The sequence below is a fragment of the Kitasatospora kazusensis genome (assembly GCF_039529945.1).
GTDB classification, from domain to species: domain Bacteria; phylum Actinomycetota; class Actinomycetes; order Streptomycetales; family Streptomycetaceae; genus Kitasatospora; species Kitasatospora kazusensis.
On sequence record NZ_BAAANT010000019.1, the window covers coordinates 21,846 to 48,530 of the forward strand.

22 protein-coding genes, 1 tRNA gene and 2 pseudogenes are annotated in these 26,685 nt (G+C 73.4%); 17 read left to right on the forward strand and 8 right to left on the reverse strand.

Going from position 1 to position 26,685, the window contains the following annotated elements; all coding sequences use genetic code 11:
• Positions 1 to 82 precede the first annotated feature (82 nt).
• Positions 83 to 153: transfer RNA gene (locus ABD330_RS17710), tRNA-Cys, on the reverse strand.
• Positions 154 to 316: 163 nt separating this feature from the next.
• Here ABD330_RS17710 and ABD330_RS17715 point away from each other — a divergent pair.
• From ABD330_RS17715 to ABD330_RS17725, 3 genes are all read left to right on the forward strand, one after another.
• A complete protein-coding gene (locus ABD330_RS17715; protein ID WP_344466093.1) occupies positions 317 to 1,096 on the forward strand; it encodes a hypothetical protein in 780 nt (259 codons plus the stop codon).
• Positions 1,097 to 1,423: 327 nt separating this feature from the next.
• Positions 1,424 to 2,383: a hypothetical protein gene (locus tag ABD330_RS17720; RefSeq protein WP_344466095.1), complete on the forward strand. Its 960-nt coding sequence runs from the start codon at positions 1,424 to 1,426 to the stop codon at positions 2,381 to 2,383.
• A 175-nt stretch (positions 2,384 to 2,558) separates the two neighbouring features.
• Positions 2,559 to 3,227: a rhomboid-like protein gene (locus ABD330_RS17725; protein WP_344466097.1), complete on the forward strand. Its 669-nt coding sequence runs from the start codon at positions 2,559 to 2,561 to the stop codon at positions 3,225 to 3,227.
• Between the two features lie 63 nt (positions 3,228 to 3,290).
• Here ABD330_RS17725 and ABD330_RS17730 read toward each other — a convergent pair whose 3' ends face one another.
• Complete coding sequence (locus tag ABD330_RS17730; RefSeq protein ID WP_344466100.1) at positions 3,291 to 5,024, reverse strand: serine/threonine-protein kinase; 1,734 nt, start codon at positions 5,022 to 5,024, stop codon at positions 3,291 to 3,293.
• 229 nt (positions 5,025 to 5,253) lie between these two features.
• Between ABD330_RS17730 and ABD330_RS17735 the strand changes: the two genes are divergently transcribed.
• A complete protein-coding gene (locus tag ABD330_RS17735) occupies positions 5,254 to 5,733 on the forward strand; it encodes a hypothetical protein (protein WP_344466103.1) in 480 nt (159 codons plus the stop codon).
• A 40-nt stretch (positions 5,734 to 5,773) separates the two neighbouring features.
• On the opposite strand, the gene ABD330_RS17740 is transcribed toward ABD330_RS17735, so the two are convergent.
• On the reverse strand, positions 5,774 to 7,372 hold the full coding sequence (locus tag ABD330_RS17740) for a phytoene desaturase family protein (RefSeq protein ID WP_344466105.1): 1,599 nt from the start codon (positions 7,370 to 7,372) through the stop codon (positions 5,774 to 5,776).
• Positions 7,373 to 7,758: 386 nt separating this feature from the next.
• On the opposite strand from ABD330_RS17740, the gene ABD330_RS17745 reads away from it, so the two are divergent.
• The 9 genes and pseudogenes from ABD330_RS17745 to ABD330_RS17785 all read left to right on the forward strand — a co-directional run.
• The gene (locus ABD330_RS17745; RefSeq protein ID WP_344466107.1) at positions 7,759 to 9,150 is read left to right on the forward strand and encodes a hypothetical protein; all 1,392 of its coding nucleotides are present in this window, start codon (positions 7,759 to 7,761) and stop codon (positions 9,148 to 9,150) included.
• 164 nt (positions 9,151 to 9,314) lie between these two features.
• The gene (locus ABD330_RS17750) at positions 9,315 to 10,604 is read left to right on the forward strand and encodes an AAA family ATPase (protein WP_344466109.1); all 1,290 of its coding nucleotides are present in this window, start codon (positions 9,315 to 9,317) and stop codon (positions 10,602 to 10,604) included.
• Positions 10,601 to 11,842 carry a vWA domain-containing protein gene (locus tag ABD330_RS17755; protein WP_344466111.1) on the forward strand — a complete coding sequence of 414 codons (1,242 nt, stop codon included), beginning with the start codon at positions 10,601 to 10,603 and terminating at the stop codon, positions 11,840 to 11,842. Before ABD330_RS17750 ends, ABD330_RS17755 begins: the two co-directional genes overlap by 4 nt.
• A 116-nt stretch (positions 11,843 to 11,958) precedes the next feature.
• Entirely contained in the window at positions 11,959 to 12,870 is a 912-nt protein-coding gene (locus tag ABD330_RS17760) for an ABC transporter ATP-binding protein (RefSeq protein ID WP_344466113.1), read from the forward strand.
• Positions 12,867 to 13,661, forward strand: coding sequence for an ABC transporter permease (locus ABD330_RS17765; protein WP_344466115.1), 795 nt, complete (start codon positions 12,867 to 12,869; stop codon positions 13,659 to 13,661). Before ABD330_RS17760 ends, ABD330_RS17765 begins: the two co-directional genes overlap by 4 nt.
• Positions 13,661 to 14,506, forward strand: a complete 846-nt coding sequence (locus ABD330_RS17770) for an ABC transporter permease (RefSeq protein WP_344466117.1) — start codon at positions 13,661 to 13,663, stop codon at positions 14,504 to 14,506. Before ABD330_RS17765 ends, ABD330_RS17770 begins: the two co-directional genes overlap by 1 nt.
• A 37-nt stretch (positions 14,507 to 14,543) precedes the next feature.
• On the forward strand, positions 14,544 to 15,767 hold the full coding sequence (locus ABD330_RS17775; protein ID WP_344466119.1) for a sensor histidine kinase: 1,224 nt from the start codon (positions 14,544 to 14,546) through the stop codon (positions 15,765 to 15,767).
• Positions 15,764 to 16,468 carry a response regulator gene (locus ABD330_RS17780; RefSeq protein ID WP_344466121.1) on the forward strand — a complete coding sequence of 235 codons (705 nt, stop codon included), beginning with the start codon at positions 15,764 to 15,766 and terminating at the stop codon, positions 16,466 to 16,468. The genes ABD330_RS17775 and ABD330_RS17780 overlap by 4 nt, the downstream gene beginning before the upstream one ends.
• 163 nt (positions 16,469 to 16,631) lie before the next feature.
• Positions 16,632 to 17,086, forward strand: a pseudogene (locus ABD330_RS17785) (aminoglycoside phosphotransferase family protein); the annotation flags it as partial.
• Between the two features lie 307 nt (positions 17,087 to 17,393).
• Here ABD330_RS17785 and ABD330_RS17790 read toward each other — a convergent pair.
• Positions 17,394 to 18,287, reverse strand: a complete 894-nt coding sequence (locus ABD330_RS17790) for an NADP-dependent oxidoreductase (RefSeq protein ID WP_344466123.1) — start codon at positions 18,285 to 18,287, stop codon at positions 17,394 to 17,396.
• A 70-nt stretch (positions 18,288 to 18,357) separates the two neighbouring features.
• Between ABD330_RS17790 and ABD330_RS17795 the strand changes: the two genes are divergently transcribed.
• Entirely contained in the window at positions 18,358 to 18,951 is a 594-nt protein-coding gene (locus ABD330_RS17795) for a TetR/AcrR family transcriptional regulator (RefSeq protein WP_344466125.1), read from the forward strand.
• Positions 18,932 to 19,120 (forward strand): annotated as a pseudogene (locus ABD330_RS32495) (putative quinol monooxygenase); the annotation flags it as partial. The gene ABD330_RS17795 and the pseudogene ABD330_RS32495, both read left to right, overlap by 20 nt.
• Positions 19,121 to 19,264: 144 nt before the next feature.
• Here ABD330_RS32495 and ABD330_RS17800 read toward each other — a convergent pair.
• The gene (locus tag ABD330_RS17800; protein ID WP_344466247.1) at positions 19,265 to 20,236 is read right to left on the reverse strand and encodes an alkaline phosphatase family protein; all 972 of its coding nucleotides are present in this window, start codon (positions 20,234 to 20,236) and stop codon (positions 19,265 to 19,267) included.
• Between the two features lie 1,046 nt (positions 20,237 to 21,282).
• On the opposite strand from ABD330_RS17800, the gene ABD330_RS17805 reads away from it, so the two are divergent.
• Positions 21,283 to 21,951, forward strand: coding sequence for a DNA-3-methyladenine glycosylase (locus ABD330_RS17805; protein ID WP_344466126.1), 669 nt, complete (start codon positions 21,283 to 21,285; stop codon positions 21,949 to 21,951).
• Between the two features lie 350 nt (positions 21,952 to 22,301).
• A complete protein-coding gene (locus tag ABD330_RS17810) occupies positions 22,302 to 24,284 on the forward strand; it encodes a WD40 repeat domain-containing protein (RefSeq protein ID WP_344466127.1) in 1,983 nt (660 codons plus the stop codon).
• Between the two features lie 170 nt (positions 24,285 to 24,454).
• Here ABD330_RS17810 and ABD330_RS17815 read toward each other — a convergent pair whose 3' ends face one another.
• The 3 genes from ABD330_RS17815 to ABD330_RS17825 all read right to left on the reverse strand — a co-directional run bounded on the left by ABD330_RS17815 (position 24,455) and on the right by ABD330_RS17825 (position 26,661).
• Positions 24,455 to 25,048: a hypothetical protein gene (locus tag ABD330_RS17815; protein ID WP_344466128.1), complete on the reverse strand. Its 594-nt coding sequence runs from the start codon at positions 25,046 to 25,048 to the stop codon at positions 24,455 to 24,457.
• Positions 25,041 to 25,790 (reverse strand): HAD family hydrolase, encoded by a 750-nt coding sequence (locus tag ABD330_RS17820; RefSeq protein WP_344466129.1) that lies wholly within the window; start codon positions 25,788 to 25,790, stop codon positions 25,041 to 25,043. The genes ABD330_RS17815 and ABD330_RS17820 overlap by 8 nt, the downstream gene beginning before the upstream one ends.
• A 277-nt stretch (positions 25,791 to 26,067) precedes the next feature.
• Positions 26,068 to 26,661 (reverse strand): GNAT family N-acetyltransferase, encoded by a 594-nt coding sequence (locus tag ABD330_RS17825; RefSeq protein ID WP_344466130.1) that lies wholly within the window; start codon positions 26,659 to 26,661, stop codon positions 26,068 to 26,070.
• Between the last annotated feature and the right edge of the window lie 24 nt (positions 26,662 to 26,685).

A 26,685-nucleotide genomic window follows, 5' to 3' on the forward strand; every position in this document is an offset into this window, starting at 1 on the left:
ATTTCCAGGAGAATGCGCGAGGGGTGTGGTGGATAGTGCGGATGGTCGGCGTGGACAGGACAGTTCGTGAACAGGGGACTTGAGGTGGAGACAGGAGTCGAACCCGTGTACGCGGCTTTGCGGGCCGCTGCCTAGCCTCTCGGCCACTCCACCGGTGACTTGTCGAGAAGCATAGGGCAAATCTGTTCGCGCGCCGCAGGGGACTCGCCGGGTTCTTCCGGTTCGACGGTAATCTGCTGGCGAGCACTCCCGATCCGGACAGATGGGATTCGTCGTGACTGTTAAAGACTCCCAGTCAGATATCGCTGCTGAAGATATGCTTGTCTCACAATCGGACCGATGTCAGTACAAGCGGCTGCCGCTGCGTGATCTGCCCCCGCTGGGGATGGTCCGCCAGGCCCGGCTGGCGCGGGAGGACCTGCGGGTGCGCAACGACGGCGCCCCGCCGCCGGGCCGCGGGTCGGTCTACGCCGTCGGCGACTGGGTACGGGTCAAGGACCGCGAGGGCATCCGGGCCACCCTCGACGAACGCGACCGCCACCGGGGGCTCTGGTTCACCGGCGGCCAGTGGTCGTTCTGCGGGCGCACGTACCAGGTCGAGCACGTCGTGCGCCGGATGGTGGACGACCACTACCGGATGCGCAGCCTCTCCACGACCACCACCCTCGCCGGAGCCACCTGCCTGGGGGCGGACGGCCGGCAGGGGTGCGGGCTGGCCTGCGCCCTGCTGTTCCGGGACGCCTGGCTGGAGCCCTCCGAGCCGGCGGCGGCCGAACCCCGCGACAGTGGCGTGCACGCGATCGTGCGAACCCTTCCGGAGATCCAGGCGACCCTGGACCGGTCCGGTCGCCTGCACGGTGTGCCGTTCCAGCCGGGGATGGCCCGGTTCGCCGGCACCCGCCAGCGGCTGATGACCCAGGTTCAGCACGGCGCGCTCGCCTGGTGGCAGCGGCCGGTCGGCGGCAACTGGTACATCCTCGACGGTCTCCGCTGCAAGGGCGAGCCGCTGCCGGTCACCGGGTGCGACCGGCAGTGCGGCCTGCTCTGGCACGAATCCTGGCTGCGCCTGGAGGGTGCGCCGGTCCCGGTGTCCTGAGCGGGCGGCGGTGGGGGCCCGGCCGGGCCGCTGCGCAGGGCGGTCGGGCGGAGCGGCCTCGTCCGGGTGCGGGCGGGTCGGCGGTGCCGGGTGGGAGGTGCCTGGGTCGCTACGCCGGGTTCACGGGTGTCGGGTTCACGGCGTCGGGTCGGCGGTGTCGGGTTCACGAATTGGCGTGTATACGTCACTGCAGCCCCCTGGTGGCGCCGCGCCCCGCGCCCGCACGCTGGGCCCGGGGCCGCCGCCGCGCGGGCAGCGCGCGGGGTCTCCGGCGCCCGGCTCCAGTCGGTCGTCCGTTCGAGCACACCCCCACGGATTGCGAGTGCTGTGAACATCACGCGAAAGAGCAGGGTTCGTCGCGCACTGACCGGGCTGGGCGCCGTGCTGGCCGTCGGTCTGCTCCCGGCCGCGCAACTGGCGGGCGCGCCTTCGGCGTTCGCCGGGCCGACGTCGGCGTCGGCTCCGGCCCCGGCCTCGGCGGCCGCGCACGGCCGCTTCGGCGTTTACCCGGCGTCGGCGTCGGCGTCGGAGGCCGGGTCGAAGGCGGCGCCCCGGGCCGGCTCGGCGGCGGGTCTGCTGCAGTACAACGGCGGCACGATCCAGCACAGCCCGGTGGTGTACCTCGACTTCTGGGGGTCCCAGTGGAAGAAGGACACCAACGGGATCCAGGCGTACATGGCGGCCATGTTCAGCGGACTGGGCACCGCGCACGACACCTGGTCGATCACCACCTCCCAGTACCCGGACGCGAACAACTCCGCTCCGGCGTTCAACGGTGCCGTCCTCGGCGGTAGTTGGTCCGACAGTGGCCGGGCGGCCCCGGCGGCCGCCTCGCAGCGCGCCATCGCCGCGGAGGCGAACGCGGCGGCCGCGCACTTCGGCGTGTCCGGTGACCCGGACGCGCAGATCGTGGTGCTGAGCCCGCACGGCACCTCGCCGGACGGCTGGCCCAACTCGGGCTTCTGCGCGTGGCACGACTACACGGGCAGCGTCTCCTACACCAACATGCCCTACCAGCTGGACGCCCCCAAGGGCAGCCGTTGTCCCAACTCGGCGCTGGGCGGCAAGCTCGACGCGTTCAGCATCGTGGAAGGCCACGAGTACGCCGAGTCGATCACCGATCCGCAGCCCGAGAGCGGCTGGGCCGCCGCGAACGGCCAGGAGATCGGCGACCTCTGCGAGAGCAACTTCCAGAAGGTGGTGCTGCCCACCGGCACCTTCGCGATGCAGCCGCTCTGGAGCAACAGGGACAACGCCTGCGTCATCACGCCGCGAGCGGCCGGCTGACCCGAGCCCGCACCGCGGCCCCAGTGGCCTGGGCGGCGCCGGCGGCCGGTGTCCCGGCTCCGGCGTCGTCGTCGGCGGCCCGCGCGCGTGGTTAGGCTCGATCCGACCGGTGCACCGGCGGCGCCCGAGGGCAGGGGGCCGGTGCAGGCCGAGGACGAGGCAGGGCGAGGGCACGATGACAGAGCGCGGCGGAGCAACGACGGGCAGCCGCCCCGACACCGGCCGGGCGGCTCCGGAGCGCGGGCCGGTCGGCCGGTTCCTGGCCAGGCTCCCGCTGACCACGGCGTACGTCCTGCTGCTGACGCTGATGGCCTGGTGGCTGGCGGGTCAGAGCCGGGCGGGACGGGCCCGCTTCATCCGGCACAACAGCAGCAACGTGCACCACATGGAAGTCGGCAAGTGGTGGACGCTGTTCACCAGCGGGCTGGTGGTCGACGGCGTGCCCGCCTGGCTCGGCATCGCGGCGGTCGCGGTGGCGGTCGGGCTGGCCGAGTGGCGCTGGGGAGCGCTCCGGGCCGGTGCGGTCTTCGTTTTCGGCCACCTGGGGGCCACCCTGCTCACCGAGGGCGCGATGTGGGCGATGCTCAGCGCCCACATCCCCGGGGCGCTGTCGCACGCCCGTGACGTGGGCATCAGTTACGGCCTGGTGGCGACCGTCGGCTGCCTGCTCGGTCTCGGCTCCGCCCCGCTGCGGCGGTACGGCCTGCCCGCCCTCGCCCTGGTGCTGGCGACGGCGTGGGCGCTGGACCAGCAACTGGCCGACGCCGGGCACCTGATCGCCCTCGGCCTGGGCGTCCTCGCCTCCCGCACGCCGTGGCTGCGCGAACGTCCCCAGCAGGCGTAGCCGGTCCACCGGGGAAGGCCGCACCGGCTACCCCGTACGGGTGAACCGTCCGGCCCCGTCGGTTCACCCGTTGCGCGGAAAGGTCTTCAGGACCCGGCCGTTCAGATCCGCCGCCAGGTACCCCCCGCCGTACGAGTCCGCGACGTAGACCAGCAGGGTGGCGTTCTCGTCGGCCCAGGAGTGGCGCACGATCACGTAGTGCGTCGTCGGGTGGGTGACGCCGAGTTCCTGGTCCGCCTTGTGGAGCAGCCCCGGGAGGGCGTCCCAGGCCACGGACCGCAGGTCCACCGTCTTGTCCCCGGAGGTCACCGTGCCGCCGCCGACCGGGGAGCGGGTGGCCTGGCCGTCGCGGTACTCGAACCGGTCGAACAGCTGCGGGTCGGCCGCCGTCGGGGCGTTCGCGTCGGCGTACTCCGGGTAGACCACCAGCTCGGTGACCTCGGTCCCGCCCATCAGCGGTTGGAGGGCCTGGACCAGGCCGCGCACACCTGCCGGGGTGAGCAGGTCCGTGCCCGCGGCGGGAGTCGAGGCCGACGGCGGGTTCGCGGACGGTGGGTCGGTGGACGGCGGGGCGGCCGCCGGGGCGCCGGTCGCCGTGGTGCGGGAGCCCTCCGGTGACGCGCCGGGGCTGCTCGGGGCGCTTGTGCGGGAGGTGGCGCCCTGGCCGAAGCCGTGGCCCGTGCTCCACAGCACCACGGCGGCCAGCACCGCAGCTGCGGCATACCCCGACCGGAGTGCGTTGCGCCCGGCCCGGGACCGCGCCGGGCGGACCGGCTCGGCCGGGTCGCCGGGCCCGAAGTGGGGCCCGAAGTGGGGTGCGGGCCGCTTGTCGAGGAGTGGTGGCCGATCCGCGGGCGCGGCGGGCACGGCCGGGCGGACGGCGTCCTGCGGCACTGCTCGGCGCGGAGCGGGCTCGGCCGGCCGTACGGCGTCCGCCGGGGCCGCTGCGGCGCAGGCCTCGGCCTCGGCCTCGGCGAGCAGTTGGTCGAGCAGTGCGGCGCCGGGGCGGGCCGCCGGGTCGCGGACCAGGACGGCGGACAGCACCGGCGCGAGCGGCCCGGACCGTACCGCCGGCGGCACCGGCTCGTCCAGCACGGCGGCCAGGGTGGCGAGGTTGGTGGCGCGGCGCAGCGGGTGCCGGCCCTCCACCGCGGTGTAGAGCATCATCCCCAGCGACCACAGGTCCGAGGCCGGGTTGCCCTCCTCGCCGCGGATCCGCTCGGGGGCGATGTACTCGGGGGAGCCGATCAGCGAGCCGGTGGTGGTCAGGCCGGCCGACTCGGACAGAGCGGCGATGCCGAAGTCGGTGAGCACGGGCGTGCCGTCCGGACGGAGCAGGACGTTGCCGGGCTTCACGTCGCGGTGCTGGATCCCGGCCGCGTGGGCGGCGGCGAGTGCGGACAGCACCCCCCGGCCGAGCCTCGCCGCCTCGGCGGGGGAGAGCGGCGACCGCGCCAGGCGGTCGTAGAGCGAGCCGCCGGTCACCAGCTCCATGACGAGCCACGGGTGCGGGTACTCCGGCCGGTCGACGATGTGGTGGATCGTCACCACGTTGGGGTGGTTGAGCCGGGCCAGCGAACGCGCCTCGCGCAGCACCCGCTCGCGCAGCACGTGCGCGGCCCTCGGGTCGGCGTCCGCGAGCGCCGGGTCCGGCGGGCGGACCTCCTTCAGCGCGACCTCGCGCTCCAGCGCGGTGTCGCGGGCCCGCCACACCAGCCCCATGCCGCCACCGCCGAGAGGCTCCAGCAGTTCGAAGCGGCCGTCAATGAGCCGGGCAGCCGGCCCCCCTGTGTTCATGGCGGTCATCGTAGGGTCCGGCCGGGCGTGCCCGGACGGCGGGCCGCGTCCGCGCGGGGGCCGGGACCGACCGCTACGGGCGTGGGTCGCCCGGCGTGGGTTGCTGGATGCGGGTCGTCGGGTCGTCGGGTCGTCGGGTCGTCGGGTCGTCGGGTCTTCGGGTGACGGGTCGGCGGATGTGCGGGAGGTGCCGTCCGGGCGGAACGGGTGGTGCGGGCATCATGGGGGTATGCCCGCAGCGCCGCACGATCCCGCTCCCGACCGGTTCGTACCCGTCGGGGAGCGGTCGGATCTGGACCGCCTCCTCGCGGAGTACGGACTGGCCTTCGACGAGCTCCGGGACAGGGTCGTGTCCCGGACGCCGCCCGGGGTCGGCGGCGTGCCCGGGCCGGTGGAGTACCTCGTGCACGAGTCCGTCCTGCGCCCCGGCGCCGAGTTCCCGTGCGCGGGGGACGACGCCGCGCGGCGGTTCTGCTCCGAGATCGCCGACGAACTGTCGGCGGGGTTCGGGATCGGCCGGGCCGAAGCGGTCGGCCGGGTCAACCGTCACTGGTCCGGGCCCGGGGAGGACGGCCGGACGCCCCGGACCTGGATCGTCGGGCTGGACATCGCCTACCACGAGGACGCCCAGTTCTGGGCGGGGCTCATCTACTACGGCACCCACTGGTGGGCACCCGGCGAGACCCCCGTCCCGCTGCCGCCGCCGTGAGCGCACCGGCCGCCGGTGTACCGGCCGCGAGGGGGACGGCTCAGCGGCCCAGGGCGGCCATCGCCGCGTTGTGCCCGGGGATGCCGCTGACACCCCCGCCGCGTACGGCGCCCGCCCCGCACAGCAGGACGTTGGGGTGGGCGGTCGCCACGCCCCAGCGGTCGCCCGGGGCGTCACCGTAGGGGAAGGCCAGGTCGCGGTGGAAGATGTTGCCGCCGGGGAGGCCGAGTTCGTGCTCCAGGTCGAGCGGGCTCTTCGCCTCGATGCACGGGCGCCCCCGGTCGTCGAGCGCCAGGCAGTCCGCGAGCGGTTCGTCCAGGACCGCGTCCAGCGGTGCCAGGACGGCCCGGAGCGCCGCGTCGCGGACCGTGTGGTCGCCGTCGTCCGCGAAGAGCCGGGCCGGCAGGTGCAGTCCGAACAGGGTGAGGGTCTGGTACCCCTGGCCGGCGAGCTCCCGGCCGAGGATCGACGGGTCGGTGAGGGAGTGGCAGTAGATCTCCGAGGGGGCGGCCGCAGGCAGCCGCCCGGCGGCGGCGTCGCGGTAGGCGGCCTCCAACTCGCGGTAGGACTCGGCGATGTGGAAGGTGCCGGCGAAGGCCTCGCGCGGGTCGACCGCGCCGTCCCGCAGGCGCGGCAGTCGCCGCAGCAGCATGTTCACCTTGAGTTGCGAGCCCTCCGGCCCGGGGCCGGTGGCCGGCCGCTCGCCGAGCAGCCGGGCGAGGGTCTGCGGTGCGGCGTTGCACAGCACCTGCCGGGCCCCCACCGTGAGTTCGGCGTCCCCGGTGCGGTAGGTCACCTCGGCGGTGCCGCCGTCCGTGGCCACCGCCGTCACCTCGCAGCCGGTGCGGATCTCCGCCCCGGCCGCCCGCGCCGCGTCGGCCAGCGCGTCGGTGAGGGCGCCCATGCCGCCGACCGGCACGTCCCAGTCCCCGGTGCCACCGCCGATCACGTGGTAGAGGAAGCAGCGGTTCTGGCGCAGTGACGGGTCGTGGGCATGGGTGAACGTGCCGATCAGCGCGTCGGTCAGCACCAGCCCCCGGACCAGGTCGTCCGCGAAGCGGCGCTCCAGGGTCTCGCCGATCGGCCGCTCGAAGAGCGCCTCCCAGGCCTCGGGGTCGCCCACCCGCCGGGCGAGTTCCGCCCGGCTGGGCAACGGCTCGGTCAGCGAGGGGAAGACCCGTTCGGCCACCCGGCGGGTCATCCCGTAGAACTCCTGCCAGGACTCGAACTCCGCTTCCGAGCCGGTGAGTTCACGGAAGGCGGCCGCAGTGCGAGCCTGGTCCGAGCCGTCCACCAGCAGCCCGGTCGCCCGGCCGTGCCGGACGGTCGGGGTGTACGAGGAGATCCGCCGCCGCCGTACGGCGAACCGCAGCCCCAACTCGTCGACGATCTTCCGGGGCAGCAGGCTTACCAGGTACGAGTACCGGGAGAGCCGCGCCTGCACGCCGGAGAACGCCTCGGTGGACACGGCCGCGCCGCCGGTACGGCCGAGCCGCTCCAGCAGCAGCACGCTGCGCCCGGCCCGGGCCAGATAGGCCGCGGCGACCAGGCCGTTGTGGCCGCCTCCGACGATGACGGCGTCGTAGCCGGCGCGACCGCGCGGCGATGGCGGGGTGCCGGGGGCCGGCTGGGGCTTCATGCGCCTGTCCTACCAGGGCGGGCGGGAGTTGACCAGTGGGCCCGGCCTTTGCGCGCCTCCCGGTTCCGGCCTTCCCGCGCCTCCGGGCCTCGGCCTTCCCGCGCCTCCCGGCTTCGGTGCGGGCACCGTCGGATGCGGCGGCAGGCCGCCGGTGGTCCGGTGCGCCGGGACGAGAACGCGTGCACGGGGCCCCGGTTGGGGCGGCAGTCGGGAGGAAAGGGTGAACTACGGTGTGAGGTAAGCCCGTTCAGGGGCGGTCGAACCGGACGGCCGCAGTACCGGCCCGGAAAGGCCTGGCAGGTTCGGGCACGAGGCGGTACGGTCCTCGCGATGACTACTTCCTCCAGTAACGAATCGGGGGTCCCGTCCGCGCAAGGTGAGTGCTGATGCTCACTTCGACCGCGAACGGGGACTCCCACATCTCCCGCTGGCTGCGCGTGCGCGAGTTCGCCGTGCCGCCCGCCATGATCGAGACTGCGACCGCCCGCCGCCGCGCGGGTGACTGGGCCGGTGCGTGCACCGCCGCAGGCATCGATGTCGACCTGGACCTGCGCGCCCTGGCGCGTACCCACGGCCAGGAGCAGGCAGCCCGGGTCCGGGCCGATCTCCGTCGGCTGGCCCCCGACCTGCTGCGCTGGCACCTGCCGAGAATCGCCCCGGACGGGCTGTTGCGCCCCGGGCTGACCATCGCGCTGGCCCGGTACGAAGGCGCGGGGCGGGCCCGTGCGGACCCGTTGCACCTCGTGGTCCGTACCCCGCCGGCCTGGGCGGAGTACGGCCAGCGGATCAGCCTCGCGCTGTGGGACGGGTCCGGCTCCGAAGCCCCCGCCTGCCGTCACCCGCGTCCCCGCCCCCACCGGCGCTTCCGCCTCGACCTGCACCGGCACCTGTGGGACGCGGGCCGGGTCGACGAGCTACGGATCCGGTCCGGGGCCGATCGGCGGCCCGCCGCCGACGGCTCCGACCCGGAGGTCACGGGCACGGTGCCGCACGGGCTCCGCTGCGACGTCGGCCGGTGGGCGGCCGAGGCGCAGATCCTGCTCCGCTCCGAGGGGCGGGCCGACGGCACCGTCGCGGTGCGGCTCGGGTCGCGGCACCGGCTGGCGCTGGACGTGCTCACGGACCGGGACGGCGTCGGGCCGCCCGCGCTGCGGATCACGGCCGCACCCGCCGGCGCCGCCCGCGCGCTGCCGGTCCTGCCCGATGCGGCGACCTGGGTGCTGCCCGACCTGGAACTGCTCCGGACCGGCGCGATCGAGGCGGACCGGCTGCACCCGCTGGTCGCCGCGGCGCTGGTACCGGGGCGTTCGCCGACCCGGCCCGCCCGGCCTCCGGCCCTGGCGGGGCAGCCGCACGTGGTGGACTGCCGGGGAGCCCGGCACCGGATCGGCCTGGTCGACGGGGTGCTGGCCCCACTGGACCACGACCCGGCCGAGCTCCGCCGCGAGGAGTTGCTGACCGCACTGACCGGCACGCCGCTGCCCTGCCTCCAGGCGGTCGACCTGGCGCACCGGCAACCGGAGTGCCTTCCGGGCGTCCGCGAACGCCTGGACCACGGCGACACCGCTGGTGCGCTGGCCGTCGTCGAGGGCCTGCTGGGTCCCGAGGCACTGCTGCGCGGCGGTGATCTGCGGGACGAACTGGAGGCGGCCGCGCTGCGCCGGGTCACGTACGGACTGTTCCGGGCGGGCCTGGTCGGTCCCGGCCCCCGCTCGGAGCGCCCCAGCTACCGTCCCCGTCCCCGCCGCTCGCACCAGCGCCGCACGTCCATCCGCTGACGCGTCCACCCGCTGACGCACTGACCCACTGACTGACCCACTGACGCGCCCGGCCCGTTGACGCGCCGGCCCGTCTTTCGACGCCGTGCCCCGCCGAGGCGTCGACCCGGGGGCCGCCGCCCCCGTACCCACGTGACCCGCCACCGACGACAGGTGATTCAGACATGCCCGTAGCCACCCGGCCCACCCCTGCCCCCGCCCCCGCCGACATCCGTTCCGATCCGGCCTGCTCCGATCCGGCCGGCGCCTCCCGGCTCGACGTCGCGGCCGAGTTGCTGGCCCTGCTGCGCGACACCACCACCGAACCGCGTCCCGACACCCAACTGGAGGCGCTGACACTGGCTGTGGCCGCCGACCTGCCGGTGCTGCTGTGGGGTGAGCCGGGGATCGGCAAGACTGCGGCCCTGACCCAGCTCGCGGCGGCCCTGGACCTGCCGCTGACCACGGTGATCGCCAGCGTGCACGAGCCGTCCGACTTCTCGGGGCTGCCCGTGGTCGGTGACGACCCCGCCGAACAGGGGGTCCCGATGGCGCCGCCGGACTGGGCCGTGCGGCTGGTACGGGCCGGCCGGGGGCTGCTGTTCCTGGACGAGTTGTCCACCGCGCCGCCGGCCGTGCAGGCCGCGTTGCTCCGCCTGGTACTCGAACGGCGGATCGGCGCACTGCAACTGCCGCCCGGGGTGCGGATCGTGGCCGCCGCCAATCCGCGCTCCTCGGCCGCGGACGGCTGGGAGCTGAGCCCGCCGCTGGCCAACCGGTTCGTCCACCTGAAGTGGATCCACGACCACGAGGTGGTGGTCCGCGGCCTCGGCGGGACATGGCCCCGGGCGACACTGCCGCGGCTCGACCCGGGCAAGCTGTCCGAGGCCGTGCACTTCGCCCGCCGGGCCGTGTGCGGGCTCCTCGCCGCGCGCCCCACTCTCGTGCACCGGCTGCCCAGCACGGAGACCGGCCGGGGCGGCCCCTGGCCGTCACCCCGGAGCTGGGAGGCGGCCCTGTGCCTGACCGCCTTCGCCACGGCGGCCGGCTCCTCCCGGGAGGTGCTCTCGATGCTGGTGAGGGGCACCGTGGGGGACGGCCCGGGGATGGAACTGCTGGCGAGCCTGGACCGGATGGACCTGCCGGACCCGGAGGAGCTGCTCGCCGACCCGGCGGGCGCCGCCCTGCCCGAGCGGGGCGATCTGCGCCAGGCCGTGCTCGACGGTGTGGTGGCGGCCGTCCGCAACCGTCCGGAGAGGTCCCGCTGGGACGCGGCCTGGGCACTGCTGGTCCGGGCGATGGAGACCGGCGCCCCGGACCTGGTGGTCGTCCCCGCGACCACGCTCGCCGCACTGCGCCGCGAGGACTGGGACGTACCGGCCTCGATCGAGCGGCTCGCCCCGGTGGTGTCGCTGTCCCGGCGGGCGGACCAGGTGGCGGCCCGGGTCGCCGGCGCCGGGCAGGCCGGCCGGTGAGCCCGGGCGCACCGGGGACGCTGGACCTCGACAAGCTCTTCGCCGCCCGGCTGCACGCCGCCCGGGTCAGGCCCTACCTCGCCACTGCGCTGTTCGCCCTGCACGTCGTGGAGTCGCGGCAGGTGCCGACGATGGCCGTCGACCGGTACTGGCGGTGCTACGTCTCACCGGCGTTCGTGGCCCGGACACCGGAGGAGGAACTGGCCGGGGCCTGGGTGCACGAGGTGTCGCACCTGCTGCGCGACCACCACGGGCGCGGCGACCGGGTCGCGCGCGAGCGCGGACTGAGCGGCCCGGGGGAGCGGCTGCGGATGAACATCGCGGCGGACTGCGAGATCAACGACGACGTGTTCGGCGACGGGTTGGTCCGGCCGGAGGGCGCCGTCGAGCCGGGGCCGCTGGGGCTGCCGACGGGACGGCTGATGGAGGACTACCTGCGCATGTTCCGGCTCGGACCGCATCTCCAGGACCTGGTCTGGCTGGACTGCGGCAGTGGCGCCGACGGACTGGAACGGGAGTGGGACCTGGGGCCGGACGGCGCGCACGGCCTCAGCGCGCAGGAGCGCGACGCGGTCCGGTTCCGGGTCGCGCAGGGCATCACCGGCCGCCCGGGTGACACCCCCAAGGGGTGGCGGCGCTGGGCGGAGGAGGCGTTCCACCCGCCGCAGCCGTGGCGGGAGTTGCTGGGAGCGGCGATCCGCTCGGCCGTGGCCGGCTCCGGCGCGGGCGACGACTACACCTACGGCCGGCCGTCGCGGCGCTCGGCGGGGGTGCCCGGTGCTGTCCTGCCGAGCCTGCGGCGCCGGCCGCCCCGGGTCTGCGTGGTCATCGACACCTCCGGATCGGTCAGCGACCCCGAACTGGGCAGTGCGCTGCTCGAAGTGGCGGCGATCGCCCGCGCCGTGGGCGGCCGCCGCGACCTGGTCAGTGTGCTGCCGTGCGACGCGGCGGCCCGGTCCGTGCACCAGCTGTGCGGTGCCGAGGGCATACCGCTGATCGGCGGCGGGGGGACCGACCTTCGTACCGGCTTCGCCAAGGCGCTCCGAGCGGGCCCCCGGCCCGACGTCGTCGTGGTGCTGACGGACGGCCAGACGCCCTGGCCGGCCACCCGGCCGCCGTGCCGGACGGTGGTGGGCCTGTTCGCCCGGCCGCGGAGGGCCGGCTCGTGGAGCGAGCACGACCCCGACTACGTGCCGGACGCACCACCCGCGTGGGCACGGGTGGTCGAGATCGGGTGAGCCCCTCCCTGAGGAGGAGGGCGCGGCCCGGTCGGCAGCGGTTCTCCTCACTGCGGTCGAGGCGCCGTCCCGGGCCGGGTTCGTAACGTCGCTTCCACGAGGGAGAGGAGCGGCGCATGATCGAGGCATGCGGGCTGTCCAAGGCCTACGGGGACACGATCGCGGTGGACGGTCTGGACTTCCGGGTGGAGCCGGGCCTGGTGACGGGCTTCCTCGGCCCGAACGGGGCCGGGAAGTCGACCACCATGCGGATGATCCTGGGGCTGGACCGGCCGACCTCCGGTTCGGTGACCGTGGGCGGGAGCGGCTACCGCGGCAAGGTGTGGCCGCTGCGCGAGGTGGGCGCGCTGCTGGACGCGCGGGCCGTGCACCCGGGCCGGTCCGGCCACAACCACCTGCACAGCCTGGCGGCGGCGAACGGCATCGCGCGCCGGCGCGTCGACGAGGTGCTGGAACAGGTCGGGCTCACCGCCGTGGCGCGCCGACGGGTGGGCGGATACTCGCTCGGCATGGCGCAGCGGCTCGGGATCGCGGCCGCGCTGCTCGGCGACCCCGGAGTGCTGCTCCTCGACGAGCCGGTGAACGGGCTGGACCCGGACGGCATCCTGTGGATCAGGACACTGATGCGGTCGCTGGCGGCCGAGGGACGGACGGTCCTGGTCTCCAGCCACCTGATGAGCGAGATGGCCCTGACGGCGCACCACCTGCTGGTCATCGGCCGGGGCCGGCTGCTGGCCGACACCTCACTGGCCGACCTGATCGCGCGCCACTCCGCCGACCGCGTCGAGGTGCGCTCGCCGGACGCCGTCCGGCTGGCCGCCGTCCTGCGGGCGCACGGCGGCGAGGTCACGGGTGCGGTGGACGGGACCCTGACGGTCGCCGGGCTCGGCTCGGCGCGGATCGGCGAGCTGGCCGCCGGACACGGCTGGGTGCTGCACCAGCTGCGGGACCTGACGGCGTCACTCGAAGAGGCGTACTTCCGGCTCACCCAGGACGCCGTCAGCTACCGTGCGGCGGTGGCGGCATGACCGCCACCGGGCTGCCGAGGCTGCGGGCGGTCGCCGGCGCCGAGTGGATCAAGTTCCGGTCGGTCCGGTCGGTCCCCGCCGTCCTGCTGGCCACCACCCTGGTGCTGCTGCTCGGCGCGGGGCTCGTCAGCGCGGGCTTCCGGTCCGGCTGGTCGACGATGACGGCCGCGGAGCGGGCGGCCTTCGACCCCACATACACGAGCCTGCGGGGCATCGACCTGGCGCAGCTGCTCGTCGGCGCGCTCGGTGTGCAGACGATGGCCGGCGAGTACGCCGCCGGCCAGATCCGGACGACGTTCGCCGCCACGCCGCAGCGCGGACTGGTGCTCGCCGGCAAGGCGCTGGTGCTCGGCTCGGTGGTGTGGGGGCTGTCGACGGCGGCGTGCCTCACGGCGTTCCTGCTCGGCCAGAGCCTGCTCGGCAGCCCGGCGCGGCACGCCGGGCTGGGGGACCCGGGGGTGTCGCGGGCGGTGGCCGGCGGCGGGCTGTACCTGCTGCTGGTCGGGCTGCTCGGGCTCGCGCTGGGCGCGCTGCTGCGCCGGACGGCGGCGGCGCTGGCCGCGCTGTTCGGCCTCCTGCTCGTCCTCCCGCTGGTCGTCGGCATGCTGCCGGGTGCCGCCGGCGACCGGATCGCGGTCTACCTGCCGGCTGCGGCCGGTTCGCAGCTGTGGACGGTGGCGCGCGGCGCGGACCACGCGCTGGGACCCTGGCAGGGAGGCGGGGTGTTCCTGCTGTACGTCGCGGCCGGTGCGGCGGCGGCGCTGGTCGTGCTCCGCAGGAGGGACGCCTGATGCCGACGCTGCCATCACCCCTGCCGGTCCGGTCGCCCTTGTCCGGGCTGTCGCCGGTCCGCGCCGGGTGCCGACGGGCCGCGGCCGTCCTGGCCAGTGAGTGGATCAAGCTGCGGTCGCTGCGGTCACTGCCGGCGGTCCTGCTGGGCGCGGCGGTCTTCAGCGTCGGGCTGGCTGTCCTGGTCTGCTCCGACTACCAGGCCCGCTGGGCGGGTTTCGACCCGCGCCGGCGGGCCGCCTTCCAACCGGTCGACACCAACCTCGGGTACCTCCAGCTGGCCGTCCTGTTCTTCGGCGCCCTCGGCGCGCTGGCGATGACCAGCGAGTACGGCAGCGGGCTGGTCCGCAGCACCTTCGCCGCCACGCCGCAGCGGGGCCGGGTGCTGGCGGCGAAGACGGCCCTGGTCGGTGCGGTGTCGCTGCCGGCGGCGACAGCGCTCTGCACCGTGGCGTTCCTGGCCGGCCAGAGCCGGCTGGCCGCGCCCGTGCCCCGGGCGGGGCTGGGGGATCCGGGTGCGCTGCGGTCCGTGCTGGGCGGCGCGCTGTACCTGGCGCTGACGGCGCTGTTCGGGCTGTTCCTCGGGGTGCTGGTGCGCAGCACCCCGGTGGCCCTGTCGGCGCTGTTCGGGATCTACCTGGTGCTCCCGGTCATGGTGAACAGCCTGCCGCACGACGCACTCTGGCACCACACCGTCCCGTACCTGCCGTCGAACCTGGGTGCGGCGCTGTGGCACACCCGCACCACGGGCCTGGCGGCGCCGGGGCCGGCCCTGCTCGGGCTCACGGTGTACGTGCTGCTGCTCGGCGCGGCCGCGCTGGCGCAGGTGCGGAGCCGGGATGCCTGAGGAGGTTTCCGGCGGATTCCTGGGCATGCTCAGACGCGTGGACGAGGCATCCGAACGGTGGCGGCCCGCCGTGGGCGACCGGCTGCTCGCGCTCCTGGTGCTGGCCGTGGCCGTCGCGGGATCCGGTGACCGGGTGGCCGGCTGGCTGCCGCCGTTCGCCGTGCTGCCGCTCGGCGCGGCCCAGGCGGCACTGGTGGCGGCCCGCCGGCGGGCGCCGACGGCGGTGCTGCTCGGCAGCACCGCCGTCGCCGTGTTCATGATCTCCGCCGGGTACCCGGCCGGTTCGGCCGGCGCGGCGGTGCCGGTGGCGGCGTACGCGCTCGCGGTCCATGCCGACCGCGCCGACCCTGCTGTTCCTGCCGGCCACGCCGGCCACACCGAGCGGCTGCGGGCGGCGGCCCGGGCGGCCGCCGTCCTGGTGGCGGTGGCCGCGCCGGCGGTGGCGATGGGCCTGCCCGGCTCGCGTACCCGGGACGCGGGCGTCTGGCCGCAGCTGACGGTCTGCCTCGCCGTCGCGGGTGCCTGGCTGGCCGGCTACGCCACCCGCACCCGCCGGGCCTACATCCGCGAACTCCGGGCCCGCGCCGCCCGCCTGGAGCGGGAGGAGGGCGAGCGCGCCGCCCGGGCGGTGACCGAGGAGCGGCTGCGGATCGCCCGCGAGCTGCACGACATCGTCGGCCACTCGCTCAGCCTGATCTCGATCCAGTCCGAGGCCGCCTTGCGGTCCGCCCGTACCGACCCCGGCGCCGTCCCGGTCTTCCTCGGCACGATCTCCGCGACCAGCCGACAGGCCCTCGCCCAGCTGCGCCAGGTCCTGGCCCTGCTGCGTCCGGCCGGGGAGGACGAGCTCAGCCCGCAGCCCGGTCTGGCCGAACTGCCAGACCTGGTCTCCGGGTTGGTGGCCGCCGGCCTGCCGGTCCGGCTCGACGCCCAGCCGGTGAGCCTGCCACCGGCCGTCGGCCTGACGGTGTACCGGATCGTCCAGGAGGCACTCACCAACGTGCTCAAGCACGCCGGTCCGGGCATCACCTCGGTCACCGTGACAGTGGCCGTCACCGGCGGGCCGGCCCCGGCCGGCGGGTCGCTGCGGGTGTCGGTGCGCGACGACGGCGCCGGCAGCGGCCGGACCGTTCCGGCCCACGGCCTCCTCGGCATGCGGGAGCGGGTCGCCCTGTACGGCGGGACGCTGTACGCCGGGCCGGCGACGGGCGGCGGCTTCCGGGTCGACGCGGTGCTCCCGTGCCCGGAGGCGGCCGAGTGACCGTCACGGTGGTCATCGCCGACGACCAGGAGCTGGTCCGGTCCGGCCTGCGCGCCATCATCGACTCCGAACCCGGCCTGTCCGTCATCGGCGAGGCCGCCGACGGCGCCGCCGCCGTCGAGGTGGCGAGGCGGCTGCGTCCCGACGTCCTCCTGATGGACGTCCGGATGCCGCGCCTGGACGGTGTCGCGGCCACCCGCGCCCTGCTCGGCCCCGGTGTGCCCGGCCCGACCCGGGTCCTCGTCCTCACCACGTTCCACCTGGACGGCTACGTCGCCGAAGCCCTGCGCGCGGGCGCCTCCGGCTACCTGCTGAAGGACTCCACCGCCGACCGGCTGGTCGAAGCGGTCAAGGTGGTCGCCGCAGGGGAGGCCGTCCTGGACCCGGCGGTCACCCGGCGGCTGCTGCAACGGATGGCCGCCCCGCCGTCCGGGGGCGCGGACGGCCGGGAACTGCGGGCCCTGCTCTCCCCCCGGGAGAGCGACGTCCTGCTGCTGGTGGCCCGGGGCCTGTCGAACGCCGAGATCGGCGCCGCCCTCCGGCTCGCCGAGACCACCGTCAAGAGCCACGTACAGAGCATCCTCGGCAAACTCGGCGTCCGGGACCGCCTGCAGGCCGCCGTCGCGGCCTACGACTGGGGCCTCGTCCGGCCCCGCGACCGCCGGGACCCCGGCCGGCCCCCGACGGACGAACGGGCCTGACCGAGCGGCTCCCGCCCTGCTCTCCGGGCTCCGCACCTCCTCGGCGCCGCCGAGGGCGCCGCCGGAGGTGGTGGTGGAAGGAGCTCCGGCGGCACGCGCCTCAGACGCGGGCCGTGGCCAAGCCGCTGTTCACCGACGAGGAATGGGCGGCGATTCAGGCGGCGAGGGGCTGGAGACGCGGCTGCCCCTGCTGGTCCGTCAACTCGTGGGGTCCACGCGGTGCGGCCGGCCGTCCGGCCCCGGGAGTATGTGGCGCTGCCACCCGAGGACCCGGCCGGTGCCGCGGGTGCCCGGATCGCCGGCGTCGTCGACTGGGCGGCGGCCTCCTGGGGCCCGGCAGACCTCGACGTGGCGCACTGCTCCACCAATCTCGCGCTGCTGCACGGCCCGGCGTGGGGCCTGCGCTTCACCGAGGCGTACCAGGAGGCGGGCGGGATGCCGGCCGCGGCCGCGGACGAGCGGCTGTACTGGCAGGTGCGGGAGCCGCTGGCGCTCTCGGAGGAAGTGCAGTGGGTGGCGCAGCCGTGGCGGGAGGCAGGACGGACCGAGCTCACGACACGAGCTGTGGAGGAGCGGCTGAATGCCTATGTCACCTCCCTGATCGATGCGCTGGGCTGAGCCAAGGCGGTCCGGGGCTGGCTCCCGACTCATCGTTTACTGCTCAACCAAGTGGGGAGTCGAGCAGACCCTGTGGAATTTCGGGCATCCCCGTCACTGTGTCCTCATGTCCTGCGCACCGATGACGGAGAGCAGCTTCGGCTGCCCGGCGCCCCCGGTTCCGGTGACAAGGTGTCAGGCAGGAGAGGGGGCGGGTCATTGAGAGTGGACGCCGCTCTGCCCCGGTGCGTAGCCGGCAGGGGGCTGCGGAATCCCGGCTCCCAGTCCGTGCCGGCGAAGGCGCCCGTATGGCTGCGCAGGAAACGGCTCAGACGATGATGACCCGGCGCCCGCGTGTGTGACCGGCTTGGCTGTCGATGTGCGCCGTTGCGGCCTCGGCGAGCGGGTACGACTTCTCGACCGGGATGTGGAGCTTTCCCCGCGAGATGAGGTCGGCGGCCTCGGAGAGCGCGTCCGGCACGCTCCCGGCTACGCCGGAGAACCGGACACCGAGCTCCGGTGCAGCGAGATCGGCGATGGAGATCACCCTCTGCGGGTCCCCGGTCAGTTCGAGGAGCTCGCGGATGACGCCCGAGCCGGCCAGGTCGAGGGCGGCGTCGACGTGGCCGAGCTGCCGCACCCGCTCGACCCAGCCCTCGCCGTACGTCGTGGCCAGGGCACCGAGGCTCTGCAGATAGTCCTGGTTGGCGGCCCCGGCGGTGCCGATCACCGTGATGCCGCGGTCGCGGGCGATCTGTAGCACCGCCGATCCGACTCCCCCGGACGCACCGCTGACCAGCAGCGTCTGCCCGGACTGCACGCCGACCTCACCGAGGATGCGCAGCGCGGTCTCCACCACGGAGGGGTACCCGGCCGCCTCCTCGAACGTCAGGCCCTGGGGCATACGGGCCCAGGCCGACAGTACGGCGGACTCGGCATAGGTGCTGGAGCCTTCGCCGAACACGTGCCCGCCGACCTCGATCCCTTCGACGCCCTCGCCGACCTCGTCCACCACCCCGGCGGCGTCCAGCCCGACCCCGGCGGGCAACTGGATCGGGTGGGCCCCCAGGATCTGTCCTTCACGGACCCTCCAGTCGACGGGGTTCACGCCCGCCGCCCGCACGGCGATGCGTACCTGGCCGGGGCCCGCGTGGGGCTCCTCGGCATCTATGAGTTGCAGAACGTCCGGACCGCCGAACTCGGCGAAGCTCACTTTCTTCATGCGGTGGACCGTAGCACTAACGGTTAGTGTTTTGAAGCTGCTCTGACTTCATACCTGATAGTGTCAAGGCATGACCATGCCGTCCGGACGCCGCGAGCGCAAGAAAGCCGCGACCCGCCAGAAGATCGCTGACACCGCCCTGCGGCTCTTCCTGGAACGCGGGTACGACGCGGTGGGCATCCGCGAAGTGGCCGCCGAGGCCGACGTGGCCGTCACCACGCTCTTCTCCCACTTCGCCTCCAAAGAGGCCCTGGTGTTCGAGCAGGACGAAGACTTCGAGCAACGCCTCACGCAGGCGGTCACCGGCCGGGCATCGCACGAACCGCTCATCCCCGCCCTGCGCTGCGAGATCCAGGCGCTGGTGCGACATTGCACGGCGGACGACGCCGCCCCGATCTGGCGCATGATCGACGAGTCCCCCGCCCTGCGGAGGTACGAGGAGTCGATGAGGCTGCGGCACGCGGAGACGCTGGCCACGGCCATCGCCGCCGATCCCGACCTGTCACAGACCGCAACGGCGAGCCGGACGATCGCGAGGTTCGTGATCGACGCCTACTCACTGGCCCGTGAGGCGGCCGATCCGGAGGCCGCGGTGGACGAGATCTTCCGGATGATCGAGGCGGCCTGGGAGGTCACCCGCCCTGCTGCGAGGAACTCCAGGTAGGACGGGGGCCGGCCAGGAGGCTGAGATACGCGCACAGGCGCGCTCGATGATCGAGCCCAGCCGGGCCGAGCCCGGGTGTCTCCCGTACGACAACTACGTGGATCCGCAGGATCCGTACTCCTGGGTGGTCATCGAGGAATGGGCCTACCGTGCGGCGTTCGAGACGTACATGGCCGGCCCGCGCCTGGCGGACTCGCTGGGGAAGGTGGGGCGCTCCTGGCCGAACCGCCGTCAGTTCGGATTCTCAGCACGGTGGAGTGACCCCACACCGAGTCAGGGCGACGGCAAGAGAGGTGGTGCCGGACACCTGGGCTCAGTTCTCGAACAGCGGCCACATCGCGTTGACCTGGTTGTCGTCGGCCGTCAGGGCCAGCCGGTCCAGACCGAAGCCCTCCTCGATGGTGCGCAGCAGAGAGTAGTGGTTGTACGGGGTGTCATCCGTGGCACCGCGGGGGCCGTTCTTGGAGATCACGATCGCCGGGATGTGCCCGCCGCCGTAACGGCCGCCGGGCCAGGAGGGGGAGACGTCCGGGTCGCCCGCCGGCAGGAGGGGAGAGTCGCCGGAGTTGCCGGCGAACCTGATGTCCGACTGGCCGCCGGTGCTGTCGGGGCCGAACGGATCGGCCTCGTCGGTCATGATGGCGATCACGTTGTTCCTGCCGCTGCGCCACGCACGGCTGCCCATGATCGCGTCGACCGTCGAGTGGAGGAACGTCTCGGCCTTGGACTTGAGCGAGATGTCGTTGGCATCGTCCACGGCGTCCGCGTAGGGGCACGGCGATTCGGGGTGGCCCGGGACGGCCGTGTCGACGCCGCCGTGCATGTCGTTGCAGATGTCCGGGGTGATCCAGACGTACCGGGGGATCGTGCCGCCACGGCCGTTGAGGTCCCCGCTGAGAGACTCGTAGGGCTTGATGTGCTGCGTCCGGGCGCTGTCTTGGCGGACGTCGGGGTAGAGCATGAACGGGTTGTGCCGGCTGACGTACAGCCCGCCGTTGGCGCTGTCCCCGTCGAAGCCCGTGGACGGCATGGCGTCCATGTAGGCGGCCCACGGCACGTCGTGCGACTCGAGCTCGTCCACGATGTTGCGGTGATCGGGGCGGTTGTCGGGGCTGTCGTCGTTGAGCCACCAGTTGTGGCCGGACGTCGCGGCGATGTAGTTGGGCTCGCTGGGGTGGGTGACACCGAAGTACTGGGTCGCCAGACCGTAGTGGGCGGCCAGTCGGTTGAGGTAGGGGGCGTGTGCATCGCCGATGATGCTGTCGTACCCGTGGTTCTCCAGCATGATCACAAAGACATGGTCGAGCGGTTCCTGCGCCGCCGCCTGAGGTGCCGAGGCCACAACCGTGGGCAAGCTCAAACCGAACAGGAGTGCTGCCATCGCCAGCGCCCTCGATCTCCTGTGCCGACGTGGTGTGCGCACTGACGCTCTCCTCGAACCAGGTCGCCGGACCTCTGGCACCGCCACGTGGTTCCGGCACGGTGAGATCCCGGCCGACCGGCCGAGCCGACCCCACTGTTCCCGTCCCGGGTGGGAGAACATTCGCCCCGCTGCCCCGATTCACCCGCTCAGCCTCCTCGGGTGTCCGAAGGGACGGCAGTGCGGTACCGCACGCACCGCACGCGGGTACGTACCTGGGTATTCCCACGCTGTTCCGCCACGGTGCCCGGCCGGCCCACAGAACGGGCTGACGGACCGGCTGTAGATCCGACTGAGCCGGCTGCTCAGGCCACCGCCGTCGACCTGACCGGCCGCCCCGGCCGGCCGGAGGGCCTGCCCGCCGCGCTGGCGCACTACCCGGCTGATCCGGAGGCTGCAGTTCGACGGCTTCTTCGACGCGACGGTGTGTGCCTGGCGCGAGACGGGCGCGACCTCGTGGCAGTGCGGCCCGGTGCGCATCTCCTCCGCTCGGGGCCGGCACTCCGGCGCATCGCGGCCGCTTCCGGTGAACCGGACCTGGTCGTGGCGCCCGACCACCCCTGGGTCCCACTCGGGCGAACCGGCTCGCACCATCCAAGTCCGCCTCGCCGCCAACCGGTTGGCGGGATCGGACACCGGAGCCTGGTCCTCCGGCAACGTCACCATGACTTTGCAGCAACCGCCGCGGAGCAGTGGTGGAGAGGGCGCCCAGGTCATCGAGCCCGCGGAGATCGTGAAAGGTGCCCCACCCCGCCGACGATCTCCCCAGACAAGCCGGATCATCGCAGGTGGCAGGGCACCTTTCCCATGTCGTGACAAACAGTCACCGATCAACAGCAGCACGGTGAAACGCCGGCCGCGCAGTGACGCGGCCGCGGAGGTGGGCCCAGTGGCGTGAGTACACTTGCCGCGTGCTCGAACAGACGAACCGGTCGCTCGGCCGTGAATTCTTTGACCGCCACGTCGTGGAGGTCGCACGCGACCTGCTGGGCCGCGTCCTGGTCTGCACGCTTCCGCAGGGCACCGTCTCGCTGCGCCTCACCGAAGTGGAGGCGTACAACGGCCGGGACGACCCCGCCTCGCACGCCTACCGGGGACGGACCCCGCGCAACGAGGTCATGTTCGGCCCGCCCGGGCACGTCTACGTGTACTTCACCTACGGCATGCACTTCTGCATGAACCTCGTCACCGGCCAGGACGGACACTCCTCCGCCGTGCTGCTGCGCGCGGGCGAGGTCCTGGACGGCCTTGAACTCGCCCGCGAGCGTCGGCCCACCGCGCGTAAGGACCGCGAACTCGCCCAGGGGCCAGCCAGGTTGACCATGGCCGTCGGCGTCGACCGGGCCTTCGACGGCGCCGACGCCTGCGGGGACGGCATACCCTTCAGCGTCCTGACCGGCACACCCCCCGACCCGGCACTCATCCGCACCGGCCCGCGCACCGGCGTCTCCGGCGCGGGCGCGACCACCCCCTGGCGCTTCTGGATCGACGGCGACCCCAGCGTCAGCCCCTACCGTCCCCATGTCCCCAAGCGGAAGCCGAGCGGCGGGCCGGCCGCCGCCCCGCAGCCCCGTACCTGACACACCCGCACACGCTCGGTGGACGTGCAGGAACATGTCGCACCGTCCGTGGGCCCTCGTATGGTTGGGCACGGCGAGTCCGCAGGCGGCCGGCCTGTAACGGCCACAACTGTGCGTCTGCCGTTGGGCACAGGGGCGGTGCGGGGAATCTCGCCGAGCCGGAGCCGGCCAGATCCTGCCTGCGGCTCGAACAGCTGCCGCTGGTCCGCCCTTTTGGCTGGTTCATCGTGAAGTTGGAGTGTGCGTTCGTGGTTGATGGTCTGCGTGAGGGTGGTTCGGGTACCGGTCCTGGTGGGGCGGGTGCGTGGTGGTCGGACCTGGGGTCTCTGGTGAATGGAGATCCCGGGCAGGTGCAGGGGCTGCTGGATACGGGCGCGGATCCGCAGGCCCGTTTGACGGCGGCGGTGTACCGGGCTTCGGAGCACCTGCATCGGGACGCCGGCCCGCGGGTGCGGCGGCAGGTGCTGGCTCTGGACGCCGCACGCTACGGAGACCGGGCGTTGGCCGCACGGCTGGCAGCGGTAGAGGTGGAGGGGGACAGCGGGCCCGGCGCCGGGTGGGCAGTGCGGTGGGCCACTGGTTCACAGGTCGACCCCCGGCTCTGGAGGGTCTTGAGCACCCGGGGGGAGTCGGCGGTCGGGGTCGCTACGGCGGTGGTCGACGGCCGCCCCGTGGCCGTCGTCCCGTTCGACGGGGCGCTGCGGGTGTGGGACCTGGCCACCGGTCAGCTGGTCGGCGAACCGTTGGCCGACCATGGCGACGGTCTGCCGGCGGTGGCGACGGCAGTGGTGGACGGCTGCCCGGTCGCGGTCACCGGCGACCATGACGGGATCGTGCGCATCTGGGATCTGGCCACCGGCCGACCGGTCGGCGAACCCCTGACCGGCCACGCGAGGTGGGTGTACTCGGTGGCGACCGGGGTGCTGGAGGGCCGACCTGTCGCGGTCACCGGCGGTGTGGACCGCACGGCGCGGGTGTGGGATCTCGCCACGGGCCAGCTGGTCGGCGAACCCCTTTCCGCCCGCAGCGGCACCGTGGAAGCGTCGGCAGTGGCGGTGACGGTGGTGGACGGCCGCCCGATCGCGGTTGCCGGCGCCCACGGTGGGAAGGTGCGGTTGTGGGACCTCGGCACCGGTCGGCAGGTTGGCAAGCCCATCGCCGCCCACACCGGCGCGGTCGAGGCGGTTGCGGCGACGCTGCTGGATGGTCGGTCGGTCGCGCTCACCGGTGGCGGCGACGGGACACGGGTGTGGGACCTGGTCACGGGCCGACGGGTCGGCAAATTTCCCAACCACTTCTACGGTGTGTGTGCGGTGGCGACGACAGTGGTGGACGATCGTCCCGTCGCCGTGACCGGCGACAAGGGCGGGGTGGTGCGGGTGTGGGACCTGGCCACCGGCAAGCAGGTCTGCGAACCGCTCACCAGTCATGATGGCCGCCCGGTCCGTGGCCTGGCCACGGCGGTGGTGGACGGCCGCCCCGTGGCTGTCGTCAGCAGCGCGGGGATGGTGCGGGTCTGGGACCTGGCCTGCGACCAGCGGGTCGGCGAACCCCTGGCCGGCCACGACGCTCCGGTGCGAGCGGTGGCCACGGCGGCGGTGGGTGGCCGTCCGGTCGCGGTCACCGGTGCCGGCGACGGGAAGGTGCGGGTGTGGGATCTGGCCACCGGTGGGCAGGTCGGCAAGCCGCACGCCAAGCACAAGGAACGGGTGAACGCGGTGGCGACCGCGATGGTGGACGGCGGCGCTGTTGCGATCACCGCCAGTTCCGACGGAACGGCGCGGATACGGAACCTGGCCGCCAGCCGGGCGCTCGGCAAGCCGCTCGAAAGCAGCAATCTCCACAACGAGGCGACGGCCGTGGCGACTGCGGCACTCGATGACCGCCCGGTAGCGGTCATCGGGCTGTTCGACGGCACGGCGCGGGCGTGGGACCTGACCAGCGGCGAGCAGGTGGGCGTGCCGCTCACCGGCCATTCCGGAACGGTCCTCGGGGTGGCAACGGCGGTGGTGGACGGCCGCCCTGTGGCTGTCACCGGCAGCGACGACGGAACCGCGCTGGTGTGGGACCTGGCCGTCGGCGGGCAGGTCGGCAAGGCCCTCACCAGCCATGACAGCCCGGTGCACGCGGTAGCGGCCGGGAGGGTCGACGGCCGCCCGGTCGCAGTGATCGGCAGCGGCGACGGGGCGGTACGGATGTGGGACCTGGCCACCGGTCAACCGGTCGGCGAAGAACTCGTGTTCCTCTGGCCCGTCCGCGCCGTGGAGGTGACGTCAGAGGCCGAGTTGGTGGTGTGCTTCGGCCACGAGGTTGCAGTGTTGGCCCGACGCTGACCAGGTCGCGCGGAGCGCATCCGGGGCGTCGGCCGCATGGTGGGCCGACGCCCGCTGCAAAGCCCCTGGTCGGCCTCCGCCAGGGCCGGTGACCTGCTGGAACTCCTGGATTTACTGGAGCCTCATCAGCCTGATCGCCGTAGGGTACGCCGTCGCCCTGACGAGTACGGTTACCCGCCTTTCCCGGCCACGGTGGCGAGTTCGTCGAGCAGTGTGGCGAGGGCGGCATCGGTGAACCGGTAGCCGTCGGCGGTCTCGGCGAGGTGGCTCGAGGTGATTCGGGATTTCCGCCATTCTTCGAGGCAGGCGGGGGCGTAGCCGCCGGTGCGAAAGCCGTACGGCTCGGGGCCGAAGCCGGCGATCATGAGCCCGTAGTCCGGAAGCGTGGCGGAGCGCTCGGTCTGCGGAGGCGTCGCGGCGTACCGCTCGAAGGAGTCGACGTGGTTGAAGCTGGTGAACAGCCAGAACAGGTAGTCGTACATCAGCGTGGAGCGCGTGTCGGCGTGCAGGGCGAAGAACCCCTTGTCGTGCACGACGGCCTCCGCAAGCGCCCGCATCCGCCGGTCCGCGTCGGGTAGGACGCCCGCGACCTCACGGAAAGCACGCAGCAGAACCGGGGAGAAGCTGCCGGCCCGCACCGTGGCCAGGGCGTCGAGCCGGTCCTGCTCCGAGGTGTCGTAGACGGACTCGTCGACCAGGCCCGTGACGAACGCCTCGAAGTTCTCCGCGACCAGGGTGACCGCTGCTGGCGCCGCCTCAAGCAAGCCACCCCGTGGTCGTGCTAGGAGCTCTCAGCTGTGTGAGAAGGGGAGCGAGCTCGATCAGTGTCCTGATGCGCGGGACCGATGTGACGGAAATGGCGTCGCTCCGGTCAAGCCAGATCCCGCGAAGTCCGGCGGCGACAGCCGCTTCTGCGTCGGTCTGGAGTCGGTCTCCAACGTAGATTACCTGTGACGGTTGGAGCTGAAGCTCGCTGCATGCGATCCGGAAGATTTTCGCGTCGGGTTTGGCGGCGCCTGCCTCGCTGGAGATGGTGGCATGCTGCAGCAGGCTGGTGAGACCGACGTGTTGGAGCTTGCGGCGTTGCTGGTCGGCGTCTCCGTTGGTGATGACGCCGAGCCGAAGCTGTCGGGGCTCAGCCGTCAGGGCGGCCAGGGCTGGGGGTACGTCGTGGTAGGTCTGCCAGGCGGCCTCGTAGCAGGTCAGGTACTGGGCGAACCAGTCATCTGCCTTCTCGTCCGACCATGCGCCAAGGCCGAACTCGTCGGCGAGGCGGGTGATGCGCAGGCGGCGTTGCTCTCGGAAGGTCAGTTCACCAGCCAGATAACGGTCCATCGCCCATGCCTCCAGCTCTCGCCAGCGGCGGACGACTCGATCTCGTTCGAGCGGGGGCGGATCGATGGGGCCGAGAAAGCTGGCGATGACGGCTTCTTCGGCAGCGGTGTCATGGTCTATGAGTGTTCCGTCCAGATCGAACAGCACAGCTTCGACGGGGAGAGGGGGCACGTGCTTATCTCCTTCGTGAGATGGTGCGGCGGCTGACTTCGGCGGCGTAGGTGGCCCGGCCGCCCGCGGAGAACCGTCGCCAGGCGATGGCGACGTCGGCGTGGATGCCCAAGGTGCGGGCGAGGATCGCGGTGGGGATCTCGGTGGCGAGCTGGAAGCGTGCTGCGGGCCTGGTTCGGGTCCGACCAAGATGCCTACTGGCGCCGACAGGACCAGGCGGCCGCCGCAGACGTTGACCCAGAAGCCGCTACATGCTTCGAAAGCGGCGAGAAACGGGTCACCGGAGATCGTCTTGGACAAACGCGTGCAGGTGCAGGTCGTGCCAGCCGTCAGCATGCAGCACCGCGCTGCGCATGGTGCCCTCGAGCAGGTAGCCGGCCTTCTCGGCCACCCGACAGGACGCCGGATTCGCCACCGAGTGGCACAGCGACATCCGGTGCAGACCGAGCCCCTCGAGTCCCCACTCGCTGAGCCTCTTGACGGCCTCGACCACGATGCCGGCGCCCCGCGCGGACGGAAGCAGCCAGTAGAGGAGTTCCGCGTTGCCCTCCACGAGGTTGATCCGGCGCCACCCGATCAGCCCGACCGCTTCGCCGCCCTCCGGGCGCGCGATGGCCCAGATCGCGCCTGACTCGTCCTGCCACCGCTCGCGCATACGCTCGATCCGCCGGTGCGCGTCCTCCAGACCGTCCACGGCCAGCATGTTCCACTGCCGGATCGACGGATCCTGGCCGGCAGCCACCAGAACCCCGGCGTCGGCCGGAGCCCATGGCCGCAACACCAGACCGCTGCACAGGCCGAGCACCGGTTGCTCCTGCCCGGACAGCCGACCACGGGGAACAACGGGAGGCGGAGGCGGTATGGCGATCATTGCGGCATCGTGCCACAGCTCTCG